General features: G+C 63.1%; 19 protein-coding genes. 9 read left to right on the top strand and 10 right to left on the bottom strand.

Annotated features, from left to right (window positions below):
• The first annotated feature begins 14 nt into the window (after positions 1-14).
• The 4 genes from AC1D1N_RS24500 to AC1D1N_RS24485 all read left to right on the top strand — a co-directional run bounded on the left by AC1D1N_RS24500 (position 15) and on the right by AC1D1N_RS24485 (position 6,820).
• The gene (locus tag AC1D1N_RS24500) at positions 15-2,027 is read left to right on the top strand and encodes an acetyl-CoA carboxylase biotin carboxylase subunit (protein WP_477351576.1); all 2,013 of its coding nucleotides are present in this window, start codon (positions 15-17) and stop codon (positions 2,025-2,027) included.
• A 23-nt stretch (positions 2,028-2,050) separates the two neighbouring features.
• Complete coding sequence (locus AC1D1N_RS24495; RefSeq protein WP_436260175.1) at positions 2,051-2,581, top strand: dihydrofolate reductase family protein; 531 nt, start codon at positions 2,051-2,053, stop codon at positions 2,579-2,581.
• 189 nt (positions 2,582-2,770) lie between these two features.
• The gene (gene dnaE, locus AC1D1N_RS24490) at positions 2,771-6,244 is read left to right on the top strand and encodes a DNA polymerase III subunit alpha (protein WP_477351574.1); all 3,474 of its coding nucleotides are present in this window, start codon (positions 2,771-2,773) and stop codon (positions 6,242-6,244) included.
• Between the two features lie 180 nt (positions 6,245-6,424).
• On the top strand, positions 6,425-6,820 hold the full coding sequence (locus AC1D1N_RS24485) for a nuclear transport factor 2 family protein (RefSeq protein WP_477351572.1): 396 nt from the start codon (positions 6,425-6,427) through the stop codon (positions 6,818-6,820).
• A gap of 96 nt (positions 6,821-6,916) precedes the next feature.
• On the opposite strand, the gene AC1D1N_RS24480 is transcribed toward AC1D1N_RS24485, so the two are convergent.
• Complete coding sequence (locus AC1D1N_RS24480; protein WP_436260172.1) at positions 6,917-7,798, bottom strand: DMT family transporter; 882 nt, start codon at positions 7,796-7,798, stop codon at positions 6,917-6,919.
• A 182-nt stretch (positions 7,799-7,980) separates the two neighbouring features.
• Here AC1D1N_RS24480 and AC1D1N_RS24475 point away from each other — a divergent pair, with 182 nt between their 5' ends.
• Positions 7,981-8,487: a hypothetical protein gene (locus tag AC1D1N_RS24475; protein WP_436261997.1), complete on the top strand. Its 507-nt coding sequence runs from the start codon at positions 7,981-7,983 to the stop codon at positions 8,485-8,487.
• Positions 8,488-8,492: 5 nt separating this feature from the next.
• On the opposite strand, the gene AC1D1N_RS24470 is transcribed toward AC1D1N_RS24475, so the two are convergent.
• Positions 8,493-9,821 carry a DNA polymerase IV gene (locus tag AC1D1N_RS24470; RefSeq protein ID WP_477351570.1) on the bottom strand — a complete coding sequence of 443 codons (1,329 nt, stop codon included), beginning with the start codon at positions 9,819-9,821 and terminating at the stop codon, positions 8,493-8,495.
• A gap of 67 nt (positions 9,822-9,888) precedes the next feature.
• Between AC1D1N_RS24470 and AC1D1N_RS24465 the strand changes: the two genes are divergently transcribed.
• Together AC1D1N_RS24465 and AC1D1N_RS24460 are read left to right on the top strand one after the other, a co-directional pair.
• Entirely contained in the window at positions 9,889-10,464 is a 576-nt protein-coding gene (locus AC1D1N_RS24465; RefSeq protein WP_477351568.1) for a GNAT family N-acetyltransferase, read from the top strand.
• Between the two features lie 103 nt (positions 10,465-10,567).
• Positions 10,568-12,097 carry a hypothetical protein gene (locus AC1D1N_RS24460; RefSeq protein ID WP_477351566.1) on the top strand — a complete coding sequence of 510 codons (1,530 nt, stop codon included), beginning with the start codon at positions 10,568-10,570 and terminating at the stop codon, positions 12,095-12,097.
• A 25-nt stretch (positions 12,098-12,122) separates the two neighbouring features.
• On the opposite strand, the gene AC1D1N_RS24455 is transcribed toward AC1D1N_RS24460, so the two are convergent.
• Positions 12,123-12,776, bottom strand: coding sequence for a hypothetical protein (locus AC1D1N_RS24455; RefSeq protein WP_477351564.1), 654 nt, complete (start codon positions 12,774-12,776; stop codon positions 12,123-12,125).
• The gene (locus AC1D1N_RS24450; RefSeq protein ID WP_477351681.1) at positions 12,773-13,072 is read right to left on the bottom strand and encodes a DUF3572 domain-containing protein; all 300 of its coding nucleotides are present in this window, start codon (positions 13,070-13,072) and stop codon (positions 12,773-12,775) included. The genes AC1D1N_RS24455 and AC1D1N_RS24450 overlap by 4 nt, the downstream gene beginning before the upstream one ends.
• Before the next feature lie 238 nt (positions 13,073-13,310).
• Between AC1D1N_RS24450 and AC1D1N_RS24445 the strand changes: the two genes are divergently transcribed.
• Together AC1D1N_RS24445 and AC1D1N_RS24440 are read left to right on the top strand one after the other, a co-directional pair.
• A complete protein-coding gene (locus tag AC1D1N_RS24445) occupies positions 13,311-13,682 on the top strand; it encodes a response regulator (protein ID WP_142864985.1) in 372 nt (123 codons plus the stop codon).
• Between the two features lie 33 nt (positions 13,683-13,715).
• Positions 13,716-15,089 (top strand): PleD family two-component system response regulator, encoded by a 1,374-nt coding sequence (locus AC1D1N_RS24440; RefSeq protein ID WP_477351562.1) that lies wholly within the window; start codon positions 13,716-13,718, stop codon positions 15,087-15,089.
• A gap of 406 nt (positions 15,090-15,495) precedes the next feature.
• Here AC1D1N_RS24440 and rpmG read toward each other — a convergent pair whose 3' ends face one another.
• From rpmG to rnr, 6 genes are all read right to left on the bottom strand, one after another.
• Positions 15,496-15,663, bottom strand: a complete 168-nt coding sequence (gene rpmG, locus AC1D1N_RS24435) for a 50S ribosomal protein L33 (protein WP_006201775.1) — start codon at positions 15,661-15,663, stop codon at positions 15,496-15,498.
• Positions 15,664-15,817: 154 nt separating this feature from the next.
• Complete coding sequence (locus tag AC1D1N_RS24430) at positions 15,818-16,276, bottom strand: YqfO family protein (RefSeq protein ID WP_436260167.1); 459 nt, start codon at positions 16,274-16,276, stop codon at positions 15,818-15,820.
• A gap of 113 nt (positions 16,277-16,389) precedes the next feature.
• Positions 16,390-17,568, bottom strand: coding sequence for an MFS transporter (locus tag AC1D1N_RS24425; RefSeq protein WP_477351559.1), 1,179 nt, complete (start codon positions 17,566-17,568; stop codon positions 16,390-16,392).
• A gap of 38 nt (positions 17,569-17,606) precedes the next feature.
• Positions 17,607-18,347: an NUDIX hydrolase gene (locus AC1D1N_RS24420; protein WP_477351557.1), complete on the bottom strand. Its 741-nt coding sequence runs from the start codon at positions 18,345-18,347 to the stop codon at positions 17,607-17,609.
• Between the two features lie 86 nt (positions 18,348-18,433).
• Entirely contained in the window at positions 18,434-18,886 is a 453-nt protein-coding gene (locus AC1D1N_RS24415) for a DUF983 domain-containing protein (protein ID WP_477351679.1), read from the bottom strand.
• A gap of 18 nt (positions 18,887-18,904) precedes the next feature.
• Positions 18,905-21,211, bottom strand: a complete 2,307-nt coding sequence (gene rnr / locus AC1D1N_RS24410) for a ribonuclease R (protein WP_477351555.1) — start codon at positions 21,209-21,211, stop codon at positions 18,905-18,907.
• Positions 21,212-21,215 lie beyond the last annotated feature (4 nt).

The following is a 21,215-nucleotide window of genomic DNA, read 5'->3' as shown; positions in this document are numbered from 1 at the left end:
GGAACGACGTCTGCATGTTCACGAAAATCCTGATCGCCAATCGCGGCGAGATCGCTTGCCGCGTCATCAAGACGGCGCGCAAGATGGGCATCGCCACGGTCGCAGTCTACTCCGACGCCGATCGCGACGCCGTGCATGTCGAAATGGCCGACGAAGCCGTGCATATCGGGCCGTCGCCCGCCGCGCAAAGCTACCTCCAACCTGAGAAAATCATCGCTGCCTGCAAGGAAACAGGCGCGCAGGCCGTGCATCCCGGCTACGGGTTCCTGTCGGAGCGGGCCGCCTTCTGCGAAGCGTTAGAGGCCGAGGGCATTGTCTTCATCGGCCCGAAACCCAAAGCGATCAAGGCGATGGGCGACAAGATCGAATCGAAGAAGTTCGCCAATGCGGCCAAGGTTTCGACAGTACCCGGCTGGCTTGGCGTCATCGAAAATGCCGACCATGCCGAAAAGATCGCCGGCGAGATCGGCTATCCCGTGATGATCAAGGCCTCGGCCGGCGGCGGCGGCAAGGGCATGCGCATCGCCTGGAGCCAGTCGGAAGTGCGCGACGGCTTCGACCGGGCGCGCTCGGAAGCCAAAAGCTCGTTCGGCGACGACCGTGTCTTCATCGAGAAATTCGTCGTCGATCCGCGCCATATCGAGATCCAGGTGCTGGCCGACGCGCATGGCAATGCGCTCTACCTCGGCGAGCGCGAATGCTCGATCCAGCGCCGCAACCAGAAGGTCGCCGAAGAGGCACCGTCGCCATTCCTCGATGCCAAAACCAGGAAGGCGATGGGCGAGCAGTCAGTCGCGCTGGCTCGGGCGGTCGACTACCAGAGCGCCGGCACCGTCGAGTTCATCGTCGATGCTGAAAAGAACTTCTATTTCCTTGAAATGAATACACGATTGCAGGTCGAGCATCCGGTCACCGAGCTCGTCACCGGCATTGATCTGGTCGAGCAGATGATCCGCGTCGCTGCCGGCGAGAGGCTGGCTTTGAAGCAGAGCGACGTCAAGCTGAACGGCTGGGCGGTGGAAAGCCGGCTCTATGCCGAGGATCCCTACCGCAACTTCCTGCCGTCGATCGGCCGGTTGACGCGCTATCGGCCGCCGGAGGAGGGCACGTTCGGCGATGTCATCATCCGAAACGACACCGGCGTCACCGAGGGCTCCGAGATTTCGATGTTCTATGACCCGATGGTGGCAAAGCTCTGCACCTGGGCGCCGACGCGTATCGATGCAATCGATGCCATGTCGGAGGCGCTGAACAGTTTCGTTGTCGACGGCATCGAGCACAACATACCGTTCCTGGCAGCGCTCATGCAGCACCCGCGCTGGCGCGAAGGGCGGATATCGACCGGCTTCATCGCGGAGGAATATCCCGACGGCTTCGCGCCGATCGTACCCAACGAGGACGAAAAAGCGGTGCTGGCGGCAATTGCCACCGCGGTCGAGCTTCTGCGCCGCGACAGGCTCGACCGGCTGGGCGGGCGGTTGGCGCCGCATTCGGGTGCGCTCAAACGCGACTGGGTGGTGAAGATCGGCGAGGATTATCTTTCCGCCTCGATCCTGGAAGGGATGGTCTCCATCCCGATGGAAATCGACCTGTCGGTCAATGGTGGCAAGGCGCTGACGGTGACTTCCGACTGGCGGCCGGGCGATCTGATCTGGCGCGGTCATGTCGGCGCCCGCAGGGTCACCGCGCAGATCAGGCCACTGCCGAACGGCTTGCGCATCGCTTGGAAAGGCATGTCGGTGAACGCACGCACCATGCTGCCGCGCATAGCGGAGCTGGAACGGCTGATGCCGGAAAAGGTGGCGCCGGACACGTCCAAGATGCTGCTTTGCCCGATGCCGGGCCTGGTCGTGTCGATCGCGGTTGTCGAGGGGCAGGAGGTCAAGGCCGGCGAGACGCTGGCCGTGGTCGAGGCGATGAAGATGGAAAACGTGCTGCGCGCCGACCGTGATCTGACCGTCGCCAAACTCAACGCCAAGCCGGGCGACAGCCTGGCTGTGGACGCAGTGATCATGGAATTCGCCTGAGAATTCGGCGTGGAGATTTGGACATGGCGAAGCTCGTCTTTGGAATGAACCAGTCCCTGGATGGCTATGTCGATCATGATCAGATGAAGACGAGCCCCGCGCTGTTTGATCACTGGATCCGGCACGTACGCGACCTGGCCGGCAGTGTGTACGGCCGGCGCATGTATGAGACGATGCGGTACTGGGACGAAGACCGTCCCGAATGGGGCACGGCGCAACGCGATTTCGCGGCGGCGTGGCGGCGCCAACCAAAATGGGTCGTATCGCGTTCGCTGAGATCGGTTGGTCCCAACGCGACCTTGGTTGAGGGTGACCTGGAGAGAGTGGTACGCGGGTTGAAGGCTCAGCTGCTTGGAGAGATTACCGTTTCCGGGCCGGATCTCGCGCGAAGCCTCACCGACCTCGGCCTGATAGATGAATACCGGCTCTACCTCCACCCCGTCGTCCTTGGCTACGGCAAGCCATTCTTCGCCGGCCCGAGGCCACCGCTGCGCCTTGTGTCCACCGACCGCGTTGATGAGGACGTCATTAGGCTGACATACGTTCCTGCTTGATCGCGTGGATTTCCCGGCAAGACGAGGCGCGCGCGGTAGTTTGGGGACGGAGGGTCGTTTCGCTGGCAGTCGGTGCGGCGGACGACTAGATTAGCCTCAAACCGAGATTCTCAAACACCAGCAGGGCCTGACCGGGTGGCAGACGCAACAAAAACACGCGATCCGCTGAAAAAGGAAGCCATTGAAAGGATGAGCAGGCCCGAAACGCCGGCGCGGCCATTCATCCATCTGCGCGTGCATTCGGCCTATTCGCTGCTGGAAGGCGCCTTGCAGGTCGGCGCCGTTGTCGGTCATGCCGTCAAGGACGAGTGCCCGGCCATCGCCGTCACCGACACTAACAATCTGTTCGGTGCACTGGAGTTCGCCCAGAAGGCGGTGAAGGAGGGCATCCAGCCGATCATCGGCTGCCAGATCGATCTCGCCTTTTCCGGGGAGACCAGCGACGCGCAGCGCGACCGTCGCCGTCATGGGCCGGAGATGCATGCCGTGGTGCTGCTCGCCGCCACCGAGACCGGCTATGGCAATCTGGTGAGGCTGGTCAGCCAGGTCTATCTGGAGACGCCGCCGGGCGAACCGGTGCACCTGACGTCAGCAATGCTGGAAGGCCATAGCGACGGCCTGATCTGCCTCACTGGCGGGCCGCGCGGGCCGATCGGCCGGGCTCTCAAGGAAGACCGCCGCGATCTTGCCGAAGCGAGGCTGCTGGGGCTCAAGACGCTGTTTGGCGACCGGCTCTATGTCGAGCTGGACCGGGTTTCCGGCTATGACCGCATGATCGAGAAATCATCGGTCGATCTTGCCTATATCCATGATCTGCCGCTTGTCGCCACCAATGAGGCGTTCTTCTCCGCCCGCGACGACTATGACGCACATGACGCGCTGATCGCCATTGCCGAAGGCTCGGTCGTTGCCGCCGACAACCGCCGCCGCCTGTCGCCGGACAATTTCCTGCGCAGCCAGGCAGATATGGCACGGCTGTTCGCCGACCTGCCGGAAGCGATCGACAACACCGTCGAGATCGCGCTGCGCTGCTCCTACTATCCCAAGACCCGCAACCCGATCCTGCCGCGCTTTACCGGCGGCGATGTCGCCGACAATGAGGTGGCGCTGAAGGCCGAGGCCGACGAACTGCGCCGCCAGGCCCATGAAGGGCTCGACGCGCGGCTGGCGGCGCATGGACCCACTGCGGGCTACACGGTCGAGCAATATCGCGAGAGGCTCGATTTCGAACTCTCCATCATCGAGAAGATGAAATTCCCCGGCTACTTCCTGATCGTTGCCGACTTTATCAAATGGGCGAAGGCGCAAGGCATTCCGGTGGGGCCGGGCCGCGGTTCGGGCGCCGGATCGCTGGTTGCCTATTCGACGACCATCACCGACATCGACCCGCTGCGCTTCTCCTTGCTGTTCGAGCGCTTCCTCAATCCCGACCGTGTGTCGATGCCCGACTTCGACATCGACTTCTGCCAGGACCGGCGCGAGGAGGTTATCCGCTACGTCCAGCAGAAATACGGCCGCGATCAGGTGGGGCAGATCATCACCTTCGGTACGCTGCAGGCGCGCGCGGTGCTGCGCGACGTCGGTCGTGTGCTGCAGATGCCTTACGGCCAGGTCGACAAGTTGTCCAAAATGGTGCCGCAGAACCCGGCCAATCCGGTCAAGCTCGCGGACGCCATCGCCAACGAGCCGCGCTTTGCCGAGGAGGCCGAGAAGGAGCCGATCGTGCAGACGCTGCTCGATATGGCGCAGAAACTGGAAGGCCTCTACCGCCACGCCTCGACGCATGCCGCCGGCATCGTCATCGGCGACAGGCCGCTGTCGGAACTGGTGCCGATGTACCGCGATCCGCGCTCGGACATGCCGGTCACCCAGTTCAACATGAAATATGTCGAGCAGGCCGGGCTGGTGAAGTTCGACTTCCTCGGCCTGAAGACGCTGACGGTGCTGGAGACGGCGGTGAAGCTGATCCGCCGCCGCGGCATCGAGATCGACCTGGCGACGATCCCGCTCGACGATCCCGACACCTACGCCATGCTGTCGCGCGGCGAAGTGGTCGGTGTGTTCCAGGTGGAAAGTGCCGGCATGCGCAAGGCGCTGATCGGCATGCGGCCCGACTGCATCGAGGACATCATCGCGCTGGTCGCGCTCTACCGCCCCGGTCCGATGGAGAACATCCCGACCTACAACGCCAGAAAGCATGGCGAAGAGGAGATGGCCTCGATCCACCCCAAGATCGACCATCTGGTGAAGGAGACGCAAGGCGTCATCGTCTACCAGGAACAGGTGATGCAGATCGCGCAGGAGCTGTCGGGCTATTCGCTCGGCGAAGCCGACCTTCTGCGCCGCGCCATGGGCAAGAAGATCCGTGCCGAGATGGACAAGCAGCGCGAGCGCTTCGTCTCCGGTGCCGTCGAGCGTGGCGTCGGCAAGCCGCAGGCCGACTTCATCTTCGACCTTTTGGCCAAGTTCGCCGACTACGGCTTCAACAAATCGCACGCTGCGGCTTACGCCGTGGTTTCCTACCAGACCGCCTATCTCAAGGCGCACTACCCGGTCGAATTCCTGGCGGCGTCGATGACGCTCGACATGGGCAACACCGACAAGCTCGCCGATTTCCGCCAGGATGCGCTGCGCCTCGGCATCGAGGTGGTGGCGCCGTCGGTGATGACCAGTTTCCGCAATTTCGAAGTCGGCGAGAACCGCATCTATTATTCGCTTGCCGCGCTGAAAGGGGTTGGCGACGCGGCGGTCGAGCACATCGTCGCGATGCGCGGCGAAAAGCCGTTCAAGAACCTCGCCGATTTCTGCGAACGGGTCGACCCGAAGATCGTCGGCAAGCGGGTCTTCGAAAGCCTGATCATGGCCGGTGCGCTCGATTGCTTCGGCCATGACCGCGCCCAGATGATGGCCGGCGTCGAGCGGATGATGGGGCTGGCCTCGCTGGCCCAGCAGAACGCGATTTCGGGCCAGCACGACATTTTCGGCGCTTCTCTCGGCGCGCAGCAGCAGGCGCTCAATTTGCCGCCGACCGATCCGTGGCTTGCAGCGGACCGGCTGCACCGCGAATTCCAGGTGGTCGGCTTCTATCTCTCGGCGCATCCGCTCGACGAGTACAAGGCTGCTTTGCAGAAAATGCGGGTGCAGAACTGGGGCGAATTCTCGGCCGCGGTCAAACGCGGTGCCGCCGCCGGGCGGCTTGCCGGCACCGTCACCACCAAGCAGGAGCGCAAGACGCGCACCGGCAACAAGATGGGCGTCATCGCCTTTTCCGACACGTCTGGTCAGTATGAAGCCGTGCTGTTTTCAGAGGGGCTGGCGCAATATCGCGATCTGCTCGAGCCCGGCCGCTCGGTGGTGATCACCGTTTCGGCCGAGGACCGGCCCGAAGGCGTCAATCTGCGCATCCAGACGGTGCAGTCGCTGGAGGACGAGGCAAGCCGCATCCAGAAGGCGCTGCGCATTTTCGTGCGCGATGCGGCCCCGATCGGTATGCTGGCCAGCCAGCTGGCGGTGAAGGGGGAGGGCCAGGTCAGCTTCGTGCTGATCAAGGAGGCCGGTCAGGGCGAGGTCGAGATCGAATTGCCCAACCGCTACCGCATCTCGCCGCAGATCGCCTCTGCGATGCGCGCTGTGCCGGGTGTGGTGGAAGTCGAACTCGTCTAGGCTGCGCTGATATTCAGGCGATGCCGACGGCAATCACATGGACGTCGGCCAGCGCACCACTGCGTAACGTAGTTGTGGGCCTGACATTGCGGCCGATAGGGCCAGCGTGCCCCGCATGGTTGAAGTGAAGCTCCTTTGAACCACATGCGTTGAGCACGAACTTCAAAGGAACGCACAATCATGCCCAGCCGCGAACGCGTCGAAGCCTTCCTCAAGGAGGTGGTCAAAGGCAGCCATGTCAAGGCGATCGCCGACTTCTACCATGACGACGCAACCATGCAGGAGAATCTCGGCGTCCCGCGGCGCGACAAGGAAATGCTGATGGCGCGCGAGCAATCGGTTTTGGACCAACTCCAGAAGATGCACACGCATCCCGTCCAGACTTTCCTGGTCGACGGCGACAACGTCGCCATCCGCTGGACATTCGACAAGACCGACAAGGATGGTGTCGTCCAGCGGCTGGAAGAGGTGGCGCTGCAGCAGTGGCGCGGTGATCGGATCGCCAAGGAGCAGTTCTTCTACGATACGGCGACCGCCTGGGGCGTCGTCGGGCCCGATGGCAAGGTGCAACGCTGACGACGTCCCTGGCCACTGGACGGCTTGCGCACCGGACGCTACGCAATCCGCCACTTGCTCAACACACCTGAAGAGGGGAACTGACCGGGTGGATCGCTACGACGCCGCCATTTCGGCCGGTTTTACGGCCTTGCGCTGCAGGTTGAGCAGGTTGCCCATCAGGATCAGCAGGGCGCCGCCGGCGGTAAAAATGTCGATCTGCTCGCTGTAGAGCAGCCAGCCGACCAGCGCCGACAGCGGCACGCGCAGGAAGTCCATCGGCGAGATGATGGTGGCGTCGGCATAGACGAGCGCGCGGGCCAGGCAGAAATGCGATGACATGCCGGTGAAGGCGATGACGAAAATCCACGGCCAGAGTGCCAGCGAGGGATTGCGCCACTCATAGAGCGCCGGCACGAGGCCGACCGCCGACTGGATGACCAGCATCCAGAAGATGATGCGCACGACGCTGTCGGTGCGCGTCAGAGACTTGACCAGCACCAGCGAAATGCCGAAGCAGACGGCTGCGCCGAGAACGACGAGGTGGCCCGGATCGATGGAGCCGACGCCAGGGCGCACAATCACCACCACGCCGACCAGGCCGAGCACGATCGCCGCCAGCCTTGGCCGCGACAGTTTCTCGCCAAGGAAGCTGACGGCCAGGATGGCGGTCCAGATCGGCGTGGTGAATTCGATCGAGATCAGCACCGCAAGCGGGATGAGCGTCAGCGCATAGAGCCAGGCCGCCTGGCCGGTATAGTGGATGACGTTGCGGGCGATATGAGCCAGCGGTCGCCGCGTGCGCATCGCGGCGAAACCGCCGCTCATCATCACCAGCGGCAACAGGATAAAAAAGCCGATCACCGAGCGCAGTTCGAGCACCTGGAAGACGTTGAGCTCCGCCGTCGTGGCGCGGCCGGCGACCGACATCGCCAGGAACGAGGCTATCGACAGCGCCATCCAGAACGCGGCTTTGGGGATCGAGGGAGCAGGGGCCATGCGCGCTATGTCGCAAGCCGGGACTTCTATCGCAACCGCTAGGCGACGCATTCGAGTGGGCCAGACCCGTTGCAAAACAGCCAAGCAGGAAGTGGAACCTGACACGACGGCAGGCGTTGGTTCCCGATATTGGCCAATTCCTGGACGCATTGTTCTTCAACATCAACGGGGGAGAGATACCAATGAAATCATTCGCGCGATTTCTGCTATCCGGCTGCCTGATAACTGCGAGCGGGGCGGCCCATGCCGACGAGGCGGATTTTCTCAGCTCCCTGCAGGGTAATTTCTCCGGCAAGGGCACAGTCAAGGTCACCACCGACGCACCGACGGTAAATGTTTCCTGTACTTTCAATTCCGATGCGACGTCGACCTCATTGTCGCTTGACGGCAACTGCCGTGGTCTTGTCGTGGTGACGCGCGCCATCAGCGCGGATCTGAAGGCCAGCGGGGCGAAGTACACCGGCGTCTATGTCGGATCGCGTACCGGGCCGGCACAGCTCGCCGGCCTCCGCTCGGGCAACGCGATCAATCTCGGCATCAGCTGGGCGACGGAGGTCAATGGCGATCGCAAGGCGCGGTTGACGGTCGAGAAAACCAGCGGCGACGGAATGCGGTTGACCGTTACCGACGTCGATCCGAAAACCGGCAAGAGCGTGGTGACGAGTCGCATCGATCTGCAGCGCATCTAGGCCAATTACTCTTCGATCGGCTCGGGCGGGTTGGCGTTGCGGCCCTTGCCGAAGGTGTAGCCGGTTTCCACCGCCTTCTTGCCGAACTTGTCGCGCAGCGTGTCGATGGCGCTTTCGGCCATGGCTCGCTTGCGCGAGCCGACATCGACGAGATCGGGCGGGTCGGCCTTCCCGTCATCCGAGAGATCGCTGACGCCGATGCCGAGCAGCCGGTATTTCGTTCCGTCCGCCTCCTTGCGCAACAGGTCGAGGCCGGTCTGGAAAATGCGGTCCGCCAGCCTTGTCGGGTCGCCGAGCTGGCGGTTGCGGGTGCGCAGCTTGAAGTCCTGCGTCTTCAGCTTCAGCACCACGGTGCGCCCGGCAATGCCTGACCTTTTCAGCCGCGCCGAAACCTTTTCAGACAGTCCTCGCAGCACCGGAACCAACTCGTCCATTTCAGCTATATCAGTGTCGAAAGTGGTTTCGGCCGAGACGCTTTTTGCATCCTGATCGGGGTCGACACGGCGGTCATCCTGGCCGCGCGACAGATGGTAGAGCCGGGTGCCCATCACACCATAGCGGCGCATCAGATCGACGCGCTCCATGCGCTGCAGCTGGGCGATGGTGCGGATGCCGTCGCGTTCGAGCGTTGCGGCAAACGCCTTGCCGACGCCCCAGATCAGCGTCACCGGCTGCTCGGCCAGGAAACCCAGCGCCTCGGCCTCGCCGATCACCGAAAAGCCGCGCGGCTTGCGGAAGTCGGAGGCGACCTTGGCCAGGAACTTGCAGTAGGAGAGGCCGGTCGAAACGGTGATGCCGATTTCCTTTTCGACGGTCAGCGAAAAGCGCGCCACCACCACTGCCGGCGGCATGCCGTGCAGGCGCTCGGTGCCGGCAAGGTCGAGAAACGCCTCGTCAATCGAGAGCGGTTCGACCAGCGGCGTCAGTGCCTGCATCAGCGCGCGCACCTCGCGGCCGACACGGACATATTTTTCCATATTGGGCGGGATGACGACCGCCTCCGGACAGGCTTCGAGCGCCTTGAACATCGGCATTGCCGAGCGCACGCCCTTGATGCGGGCGATGTAGCAGGCGGTGGAGACGACGCCGCGCTTGCCGCCACCGATGATCAGCGGCTTGTCCTTTAGCGCCGGGTTGTCGCGCTTTTCGATCGCCGCATAGAAGGCGTCGCAATCGATATGGGCAAGATGCAGACGGTAGAGTTCGGGATGACGGGCGAGCCGGGGACTGCCGCACCGCTCGCAGCGTCTGGCATCGCTGCGCTGAAGGGTCAGGCAGTCGCGGCAAAAACCGTGCTCGGGATTGTTGACAGGGGCCGCCATCGCTGCGAACATAAAGAGAACAAATGCAATGGTACGTCAGGACGGAAGCCGCCACAAGCGGTTAGCCGGGAGAGAACGCATGAGCACGACCATAGCGCCGCTGAAGCCCGACCTATGGGCGGATTTCGAGGATCTTTTCGGCAAGCAGGGCGCCTGTTACGGCTGCTGGTGCACCTATTTCAGGCAAGCGCCGGCGGCGCGGCGCGCCAGCGACAAGCAGCGCAACAAAGATCTTATCAAGGCGCGAATCGAGGTCGGGCCGCCGCCGGGGCTTTTGGCTTTCGAGGACGGCGTGGCGGTCGGCTGGATGCAGATCGGCCCACGCGCCGACGTGCCCGAATGGAACAATCGGGGCAGGGGTTCGGCGCCGGTCGATCCGTCCGACGCCACCGATCCCGGCGTGTGGGCGATCTCCTGCTTTTTCATTCGCGCCAGTGCGCGCGGCAGGGGCATCAGCCATCGCCTGGTCGAGGGCGGCATCGCCTTTGCGCGCCAGAACAGGGCCAGGCTGGTCGAGGCCTGTCCGATCGATGTGTCGCGCGATTCGCGTTCGATCGGGCTGTTCGTCGGCTCGTCGCGTGTGTTTGAAAAGGCCGGCTTCGAGCGGCTTGTCGAACGCAAGGCCGGCCGGCCGCTGATGCGGCTGGTGCTGTAGCAGGCGGCCAGCAATCCCAAGGGTCTTGTCTTGCGGCTGTGATGGTATTTCCCTACCAGTGGCAGAAACGGTTTTGACAGCCGCAGTAGAGTGGAGGATCGATATGAAGCGCGTTTTGCCATTTGTTTTGCTTCTTGCCTGCAGCGCACCGGCGTTTGGCCAGACGGTCGACAGCGAGGGCGCCAAGCAACTTACCGACAATCTGGCGCACTATTTCGGCAAGAAGCCTTTCGACATTGGATTTGTAAAAGTCTCGGTCGAAGGCGATGCCTACAAGCTCGCATTCGACTTCAGGCCGCTCGTGGATCTTCTGGGCAAACAGGATGGCTTGAAGCTTGATCTCGCGCCCTATGCGCTCTTGACCAAGCCACGCAGCGATGGCGCGTGGGATGTTTCAGGCAATCTGGCACCGGAAGGGTCGATGGAGTTCGACGGGCCTCAGGGTCCGCAAAGCATGAAGATGTCGATCAAGGGCGGCAAGTTCGTCGGTATCTATGATCCCGAGTTGGCGGCTTTCAGCAGCGCGATTTCATCGCTGGAAGGCATGACGATGACGTCGCAAGATGCCAGGCAGCGCACGGATATGAGTACCGGCGCCGGCACGGCCACAATAAGCGCCGCCAAGGGTGCGAATGGTGGTGTCGATTTCAACATGGTTCAGACTATCGCCGATTTTGCAGAGTCGGTCACGACCGACAATCCTAGCAACGGTCAGAAACTCCTGCTGACGTTCAAGTCGCCGTCCTTGTCCGTGGATGCAAAAGGCAAAGGGCTGCGCACGAAGCCTCTTCTGAACTTGTTGGCCTTCGCCGTAGCCAATGAGGATGAGGCAAAACTGAAGGCCAACCAGGCCGAACTCAAGTCGCGTCTCCTGTCCGCGCTGCCATTATGGGAGCGGGTCGATGGAACCTACAGTTTCAAGGACATTAGCGTCGGCAGCCCGGTCGGCAGTTTCGGCGCGGCCAAAATGGGCGTCGCTTTCGGCATGGACGGCATCGCCCGCAATGGGACGATCAATTACGGGATCAAAGCTTCGGGGCTCTCGATGCCGCAAAATCTTGTTCCAGCCTGGAGCGTCGCGCTGTTGCCCACCGACATCGATCTCAATTTCGGCGGCGCCAACATCGATTTCGACACAATGGCAAAGAAGGCTATCGAAGCCTTCGATCTCAACAAAATGCCGGCGCTATCGCCCGAATTCGGTGACGAGCTCAAAGCGGGTTTCCTGGCAAACGGTCCCAAGGTCGTCATCGGCCACAGCACAATCAAGAATGGCGCCGCGGAAATCGCGCTGGAAGGCGACATGACTTTTCCCGATGGCGAGAAGCCCGATGCCAACGTGACCATCGACGTCACCGGCTATGACAAGATCGTGGCAAGCCTGCAGGAGGCGGCGAAGACCGACCCGCAGGCCTCGCAGGCCTTTACCGGCGCGTTGGCCATCAAGGGATTCGCCAAGACGCTGCCGGATGGTCGTATCGAATGGGTGATCAACGCCAGGCACGACGGTTCGGTGACGGTCAACGGCGCCATGCTGAAGGGGCCAGATCCGGTCGTGGAAGAGGGCGCCGGTCAGGATGCGAGCCCTGGCGAAGGCAATAGTGGCGGCGCAGGGGCGAAGTTGCAGCCGTGATCCCCAGGCTCGGAAGCGCTTGGGCTTAAAGCCCGAGCGCGCTGGCGATTTTCGGCGCGGCGTCGCGCCAGTCCTCGACCGAGACGATGTCGTCCGGCACCGGCGGCAGGTAGGCGCGCAGCGAATTGTCGGCCATCAGATGGAACAGGTGCGCATCGGCCACGGAATTGCGCGCCGAGATGAGGTTGGCGGGCTGGTCGTCGACAAAGGCCACCGGCCTGCCCTTCTTGCCGCGCAATTTCGCCACCGCTGGCCCCTTGGCCATTTCGGTGGTCAAAAGCGGGTAGGGCAGTCCGAGCGCGTCCAGATGGGCGCGGCGCGCCGCGCGATGGCGGTGCGGCATGGCGGTCAAAAGGACGATTTCGGCGCGGTCGCCGAGACTGGCAAGCGCTTGTTCAGCGCCGTCGGTGACGCTTTGCCAGTCGGCCTGCGCGTCGAAGAAATCGCCAAGCAGTGCCGTCACCTCCGGCTGTTCGATCAGCCGGCCGCTCGCCGTTTCGGCGATGTTGCCGGTGAGGCGGAAGGAGGCCAGCGTGAGCCCAAAGCCGCGCGATTTCAGGAAATGCGGAAACGGCCGGATGAATTCAAGCACGACATCATCGACGTCGAGGATCAGCAGAGGCCGGTCGTCGGCTGCAAGTTCGGCGATCTGGCGTGCCGTCTCGGGATCATCGCTCATATCGAATGCTCATGGTCATCGCCGCCAAGCGGCAGCGCGCGCAAGGCCTTGCCGACTGAGGCCGGCGGTGTGCCGGTTTCCTCGGCAAAGCGAAGCAAAGTGGGTTCATGGGCAAGGATGAACTGCAGGACGCCAGCCAGAAAACCCGGTTCGCTGGCCGCCCGGCGGATGGAATGCGCCTCGATGCCGGTGATTGCCAGGAAGCGCGGCAGGAGTTCGGGGTCCGCGGCGACGAAGCCCAGTGCCCTCACGGCAATGGTTTCCGCCTCCTCGCGCATTGACGCTGCGTTTGCCATCATTACCTTCTGGTTTGCGGAAATGAGTCTCTTTTCCGCAGTAATGGCAAGCGTCGCTTGCGACAAGCCACCGCCCCAATCCAATGTGGTTTTCGAGGTGGAATCCGAAGGGCTTTTACAGCTGCGGGTTTCCGTTTCGTCAATCATATTGTCGTAGAGTGAAGGAGGGTTTGGTGTGCTCCGACAAGGGCGCATGACGGCGGGTTTCAGGCAGAAGCTCGGCCGGGACGGGAAATCGATGCCTAAGAAGGTGATGATCGTCGAGGACAATGAGCTCAATATGAAGCTCTTTCGGGACCTCATCGAAGCCAGCGGTTACGAGACGGTGCGCACGCGCAACGGCCTCGAGGCGCTCGATCTGGCGCGCCAGCACCGGCCGGACCTGATCCTGATGGATATCCAGTTGCCGGAAGTGTCAGGCCTGGAAGTGACGAAATGGCTGAAGGAGGATGACGATCTCCGTTCCATTCCGGTGATTGCCGTCACCGCCTTCGCCATGAAGGGCGACGAGGAACGTATTCGCCAAGGGGGCTGCGAGGCCTACATCTCCAAGCCGATCTCGGTGCCGCGTTTCATCGAAACCATTAAATCCTATCTGGGTGACGCCTGATGCCAGCACCCATTCCAGCCGGAGCCTTGTGAAATGACTGCGCGGATTCTCGTCGTCGACGACATCCCTGCCAATGTGCGGCTACTGGAGGTTCGGCTGCTGGCCGAATATTTCGAGGTGCTGACCGCCTCCAACGGGCTGGATGCGATCGAGACCTGCGAAAACGGCAAGGTCGATGTAGTGCTGCTGGACGTGATGATGCCCGACATGGACGGGTTCGAGGTCTGCAAGCGGCTGAAGAGCGATCCGGCGACGTCGCATATACCGGTGGTCATGATCACCGCGCTCGACCAGGTTTCGGACCGGGTGCGCGGCCTCGAGGCCGGCGCCGACGATTTCCTGACCAAGCCGGTCAATGATTTGCAGCTGATGACGCGGGTCAAGAGCCTGGTCAGGCTGAAGTCGCTGACCGACGAGTTGCGTCTGCGCGCCTCGACCACCCGCAACATCGGCATCGAGGCGCTGTTGAGCCGCAGCTTCACGTCCGAGGAGGCGACGCCGAAGGTGTTGTTGATCGACGAGCGCAAATCCTCCTTCGAACGCGTCCAGAAAATGCTGCGGGGCAGCGCCGAGCTCGACATTGCCACCGACCCGCATGCCGGTTTCTTCCAGGCTGCCGAGGCGCCGTACGAATGCGTGCTGATCTCGACCGGTTTCGCCGATTTCGATCCGCTGCGGCTATGCTCGCAATTGCGTTCGCTCGATCGCACCCGCTTCCTGCCGATCATCCTGCTTGCCGAGGAAGGCGAGGAGGGCCGCATCATCCGCGGCCTCGAACTCGGCATCAACGACTATCTGATGCGGCCGATCGATCAGCAGGAGCTGATGGCGCGGCTGCGCACGCAGGTGCGCCGCAAGCGCTATAACGACCAGCTGCGCGCCAGCGTCACCCAGACCATCGAGATGGCGGTGACCGACGGGCTGACCGGGCTGCACAACCGGCGCTACCTCGACAGCCATCTGCAGACGCTGTTCGACCGCGCCGTGGCGCGGCGGCGGCCTCTGTCGGTGATGATCACCGATCTCGACCGCTTCAAGACCGTCAACGACGCGCATGGCCATGACGGCGGCGACGACGTGTTGCGCGAATTCGCCCGGCGGCTGCGCAAGAATGTCAGGGGCATCGATCTTGCCTGCCGCTTCGGCGGCGAGGAATTCGTCGTTGTGATGCCGGATACGGACGGCGCGGTGGCGGAAAAGGTTGCGGAGCGCATTCGCGCCGAAATCGCCCAGTTGCCGTTTGCCATCGGTCAAGAAGGCAAGACCATCGAGGTCACGGTCAGCGTCGGCGTGTCGTCGGTTCTGAACGGTGCGGACACGGTCGCGGCGTTGATGAAGCGCGCCGACGTCGCGCTTTACGAAGCCAAGAGCGGTGGCCGCAACCGCGTCGTCGCCAAGGCGGCGTAGGCTGGACCGCCGATTATGCAGTCAACCCGACAGGGTTAGGAATTTACCTTAATCCAAGCGATTCGGGAGGCTTGGTTAAGAAACTATTGATTTTCCAGCGTTGTTGCGCAAATGTGCAGTGCAAGAACTAAGGCGATGCGGGCACGAGGGTAGACAGCCGTATCGCTCCGAATACCCCATGATGCTCAGGTCCGCCGCATCTCCTGGGTCCGTGGGGTCGGCCGGCCGGCCTTGGCACATAGTGGCCTCCTCGTACCGCTGCCATACGCCGACCGGCCCACTTTTTTCCAAAAATCAAAAGGAGCGTTCCTCGCCAAGGCGCGGAAGGTCTCCGGCTTTTCAGAGCCTGCAAAACAAAAACGCCGCCCGAAAGGGCGGCGTTTTTACAGAGCATGCAGAAACCAGATTACTTGATCTTGGTTTCCTTGAACTCGACATGCTTCTTGGCGACCGGATCGTACTTGCGGAAGGACAGCTTGTCCGTCTTGGTACGGCTGTTCTTGCTGGTCACGTAGAAGAAACCGGTGTCGGCGGTCGACAGAAGCTTGATCTTGATGTTTGCGGCTTTGGCCATTGTATCAGTCCGTTATGTTCGTGGGGTTTTGGCCGCTGGAGCGGGGGAAAACACCCGGACGCGGGAAACTTGGCGCGACACATAAAGAACGTGCCCGGAAAGTCAAGCCCGGCGCACCAGCTGTGACCCAGGCAAGCCGCCCTTTGGCTTGAAATCACGCGCGTTGCGGTATCGGCGCTGCCGCTTTCTTCCAGTCGCCGGTGGTGTTCCACCAGCGATTCGGATTGGCGCGGTCGTCCAGGCCCTTGGAGCGGCTGGCGAGGATCGGCTGAATGCGGATCACCGGCTCCTGATAGGAATGCGCCTGGAAAATCGCCTCGACGACGCGGGCGGCGAGCATCTGGTCATCGGGCAGTTCGAACGAGACCTCGACCGTGCCGGGGCGGCGGCGCAGTTCGGTTTCGGCGCCGGCGGCAGCACCTTCGAGTGGCCTGTAGCGTTCGATGCCGTGCGCCGTTTGATAGGCGTTACGATCGTATTTGCCCATGGCGAGCGGGGCGATCGCGACCACGGCGTCCATGATGCGGTCGACATCGGCTGCCGGGGCCTGGAAGCTGACAAGCAGCAGAAGCGTCATGCGTAACGATGTGGTTTCAAAGCCGCTGTCGATCATCGCAGTATCCTCAGACTCGGGTGTTTTGGGACACCCTTTTAGCTGAGGCCTCCTGACACGGTTCTGTCAGCAGCCATGTCTTTGCGTTGTGGGAAAGGGCTTGCCGCGGCGGGTTACAACAGGAGCTTGCGGATCAGCCTGACGCTGACCAGGGTAATGTAAGCGCCGAAGAACAGGCCGAGCGACCAGCCAAATCCGGACGGGCCGAACGCATCCATGCCGATGCCGATGGCTTGCGGGCCGAGCACCATGCCGACACCGTAGCAGAGCACGAAGGCGGCGTTGGCCGAGGCCAGTTCATGGCCGGAAAGCTGGGAGCCGAGATGGGCAAGGCCGATCGTGTACATGGCGGCCACCACACCGCCCCAGACGAACAGAAGCGCCGCCATCAGGTGCCAATTCTGAGCGAAGAACGGCATGAAGATGGTGCCGGCAAGCCCGACCGCGGCGCAAGCCAAAAGCAGATAGCGGCGGTCGCTGACGCGGTCGCTGATCATGCCGATAGGAATCTGCAGCAACACGTTGCCGAGACCGATCATGGTGAGGAGAAGGGCTGCATCCGCTTCGGAATAGCCGATGCGGTTGCCATAGACCGGGAACAGCGCAAAGCCGCCGGTCTCGACGGCGCCGAACACGAGCACGGCGGCAGTCGCCGTGGGTACCAGCCAGATGTAGCGCAGGAAGTGGCTGGTCTCGCCGTCGACCACGATGGTGGGGCTTTCGTTGCGCGCGGCCAGCACCGGTATCGCGGCCAGTGCCACCAGGACGATGATGACGCCGAACGGCCTGAAGCCGGTGCTGCCGATATGAGCGAAGATCCAAGGCCCGGCGGCAAAGCCGAGCGACAGCACGGTGGCGTAGATGCCGAGCACCAGGCCACGCCGACGGGGCGGCGCCGATGTGCTGATCCAGAATTCCGACAGGATGAACAGGACCGTGAGCGCGATGTGGAGGACGATGCGCAGCGGGAACCACATCCAGAAGTCCGGGGCGAAATGGAAACCGACAAAGGCGAGAGCGCCGGCAACGATCATGGCAACCATCGTCCAGGCGACGCCGAAGCGCATCGCCAGCGGCGTGGCGAGTGGGGCGCCGGCGATCGAGGCGAGGCCGGCGACCGCCGTGTTGAGGCCGATCATCGAAGCCGAATGGCCGCGCGTCTCCAGAATGACGCTGAGCAGCGGCATGCCGAGGCCGATGGCGATGCCGACGACGCTGATGGACGAGATCGCAGCCACCATCGGTAGCCAGTGTACGCGTTCGTCGCCCTCTTGCTGGGTATCGACCGTCATGGGATGCCTAATTACTCGATGCTAGTAAATTTCGGGGGCTAAAGAATTTCGCGAACGAAGCGGTTGCGGACAAGCCGGTAGAACGGCGCGGAGCCACCGGGGCGCAGCAGCGGATCGTCGGCAAGCCGCTTTTCCAGCTCCTGCAGGATCGTCCGGGTGATGTCGGGGATATCGGCCTCTCTGGCCTTGGCAAGCGGCAACCAGACCAGTTCTTCCAGCTCATTGGTCGGACCGCCACCCGGCACCTCGACGGCGACGTCGCTGCGCCAGGCGCTGAAGAACCTTGTGTCGAAACGACGCACGCGATTGGGCGGGGTGATGGCGCGGGCGACGAAGCGAAGCGGCGCCAACGAAGGCTGGACGCCGTGCTCTACAAAGCCCTGCCAGTCGCGCTTGTCCGTTGCGAAGGCGGCCTTGCAACCGATGAGCAGGCCGGCTTCCTCATAGGTCTCGCGGATGGCCGAGAGCGCGATGGCGCGGGCCCGCGATGGGCTGATGCGGCCTACGCCGGCGGTGAGCTTGGCTTCTTCCTCGGGATGAAGCACTGTGGCAACGGCAATGCGGCTGTCGGCCGGATCGGTGCGGCCGCCGGGAAAGACGAATTTGCCGGGCATGAAAGCGTGGCCGGCATGGCGCCGGCCCATCAGCACCAGCACCTCGTCGCCCTGGCGTTCCAGCAGGATCAGGGTCGCGGCGTCGCGGGGACGCATCGGCTGGCCGCTATGGGCGATCGTGCCCCGCTCCATCCTGTCGACTTCCGCCTTGGTCATACCTTCCATGCGCAGGACCTAGCGGAAACTTTTGGCAAACGAAAGTGGCCTTTCACGGTCGGCATGTTGCGCCAGGCGACATTGCCCGATGCGGGTCAAGTTCCGGGACGTGGCTCGGTCCCGTCCTTTTCGCCGCCGAAGCCGTGCATATAGAGCGCCCATTGCAGTCCGATGACGGCGCCCTTGACCGGTTGCAGCAGAGCGACCGACAGCACGATGGTCAGCGGCACCCAGATGGCGATGTGCTGCCACATGGAGAGCGTCGAGGTCGCCTCGACAGCCATAAAGGCGCCGAGAACGATGTGGCCGACAATGACGATGACGAGATAGGCGGGCAGGTCGTCGGCGCGGTGGTGATAAAGCTCCTCGCCGCAGACACTGCATTTATCGACGCTCTTGGTGAAGCCGGCAAACAGTTTGCCTTCGCCGCAATGCGGGCAGCGGCCAAGCGCGCCGCGCTTCATCGCCGTCCATAGCGGGCGGGCGACCCGGCCCGAATGATGTTCACCGCCGAAAACCTGTTCCTGGATCCCCAGTTCGCTTGCCATCCCTAATTCTTTCGGCATTTACCGCCTCCTGCCGCGTGACCCCGGGCGCGATTGCGACGCGCGGGCGCGGCCTTTTGCCTTGTGAAACGACCTCTTGGAGCCGGGCAGGGGCTTCGGGTCGGTCAGCATTTCGAACCGCATCGCGCCAGCCATCGGCGCCACCTCGATCAGGCGAACCTCGACGCGGTCGGCAAGCTGATAACCCTTGCCGGTGCGTTCTCCGAACAGCGATCGCGCGGTTTCGTCGTATATATAGTAATCGCCGTTCAGACTTGACACCGGGATGAAACCATCCGCGCCAAACTGCGGCAATTGGACAAATAGTCCTGCCTTGGTGACGCCGGAGATGCGCGCGTCAAACCGGTCGTCGATGCGCTCGGCGAGATAGGCGGCGATCAGCCGGTCGACCGTGTCGCGCTCCGCCGCCATGGCGCGGCGCTCGGTACCGGAGATCAGCACCGCCACGTCTTCCAGCCGCGCCTCCTCATCCTGCGTCAAGCCGCCCGGGCCAAGCCCGAGTGCGGCAATCAGTCCCCGATGCACGATCAGATCGGCATAGCGGCGGATCGGCGAGGTGAAGTGCGCGTAGCGCTTCAGGTTGAGGCCGAAATGGCCGATGTTCTTGGGCGAGTATTCGGCCTGGCTCTGCGATCGCAGCACAACCTCGTTGACCAGCCCCTCATTGTCGGCGCCGCGCACGCGCTCGAGGATGCCGTTGAACTGGGCGGGCCGCATCTGTGCGCCGCGCGCCAGCGACAGGCCGAGCGTCTGCAGGAACTCGCGCAGCGATTCCTGCTTGGCCAGTGACGGCGCGTCATGCACGCGGTAGGCCAGCGCCTGTTTCTTCGCTTCAAGCGTCTCGGCAGCGGCGACATTGGCCTGGATCATGAATTCTTCGATGAGCTTGTGCGCGTCCAGCCGTTCCGGGACGATGACGCGGTCGACCGTGCCGTCCGGCTTGAGCATAATCTTGCGCTCGGGCAAATCGAGCTCCAGCGGCTGGCGGCCATCGCGGCCGCGCTTGAGGATGGCGTAGGCGTCCCACAGCGGCTTCAGCACCGTGTCTAGGATCGGGCCGGTCTTGTCGTCCGGCACGCCGTCTATCGCGGCCTGAGCCTGCGGGTAGGCGAGCTTGGCCGCCGACTTCATCATGACGCGGTGGAAGGTATGTCGCAGCTTGCGGCCATCGGCCGAGAAGGTCATGCGCACGGCCAGCGCTGGACGGTCCTGGCCTTCGCGCAGCGAACAGAGGTCGTTGGAGATGCGCTCGGGCAGCATCGGCACGACGCGGTCAGGGAAATAGACCGAATTGCCGCGCTTCAGCGCCTCGCGGTCGAGTGCGGTGCCATAGCGGACATAGGCCGCCACATCGGCGATCGCCACGGTGGCAATCACGCCGCCCGGGTTCTTTTCGTCGAGGTCCGGCGTGGCGAACACCGCATCGTCATGGTCCTTGGCGTCGGCTGGGTCGATGGTGACCAGCGGCAGGTCGCGCCAGTCCTCGCGGTGAGCAAGCGTCGCCGGCTTGATCGCTTCGGATTCGGCGATGACGTCGGCCGGGAAAATATGCGGAATGTCATGGGCATGGATGGCGATCATCGAGACCGCCTTTTCACTGGTCAGCGAACCCAGCACCGCCAGCACTTTTGCGCGCGGCAGGCCGTAGCGGGAGGCGCGCGCTGGTTCGACCTCGACCAGGTCGCCGTTCCTGGCGCCGTTCTGGAATTCCTTGTCGACGATCAGCTCGGGTTGGCGCCGTTCCACCGGCTCGATGCGGAAAGTGCCGTCCTTAAGGATGCGGAAGACGCCGAGCACGGCATCGGTCCGTTTCTCGAAAATCTTCATCACGCGGCCGGTATAGGCGGGGCCGGTCGGCTCATCGGTCGGGAAGGTTTTGGCCAGCACGCGGTCACCAATGCCTGGCGCCGGGCCATTGCCACCGCGCGAGACGCGGATCGAGACGACGGGCGGTTCGCCCGGGCCCACGGCCTCGGCCGGATGCGCCAGCAAGATGCCGTCGCCGTCGCGGCCAAAAATGTCGAGTATGGCGACATGCGGCAGGGCGCCGACACGGGCCAGCCGCTTGCGCTCCTTGGTCAGCACGCCTTCGTCCTGCAGGTCGCGCAGAATGTCCTTCAGCCAGATGCGGTCGTCGCCGCGCAGCGCGAACGCCTTGGCGATGTCGCGCTTTCCCGCGCGGTCGGGATTTTCGGCGATGTAGCGCAGGATTTCGTCACGCGAGGGCCGGTAGTCGTCCTTGACCTTGGCCCTGGTGTCGGCGGTGCGCGGATCGCCGTGGCTTCTACCGGTGATCCTGCGCGCCACGCTG

It is taken from the genome of Mesorhizobium sp. P2_B5, assembly GCF_056404775.1.
The sequence above is the reverse complement of the archived record's forward strand: the minus strand, read 5'-3'. Positions and strand labels throughout refer to the sequence as shown.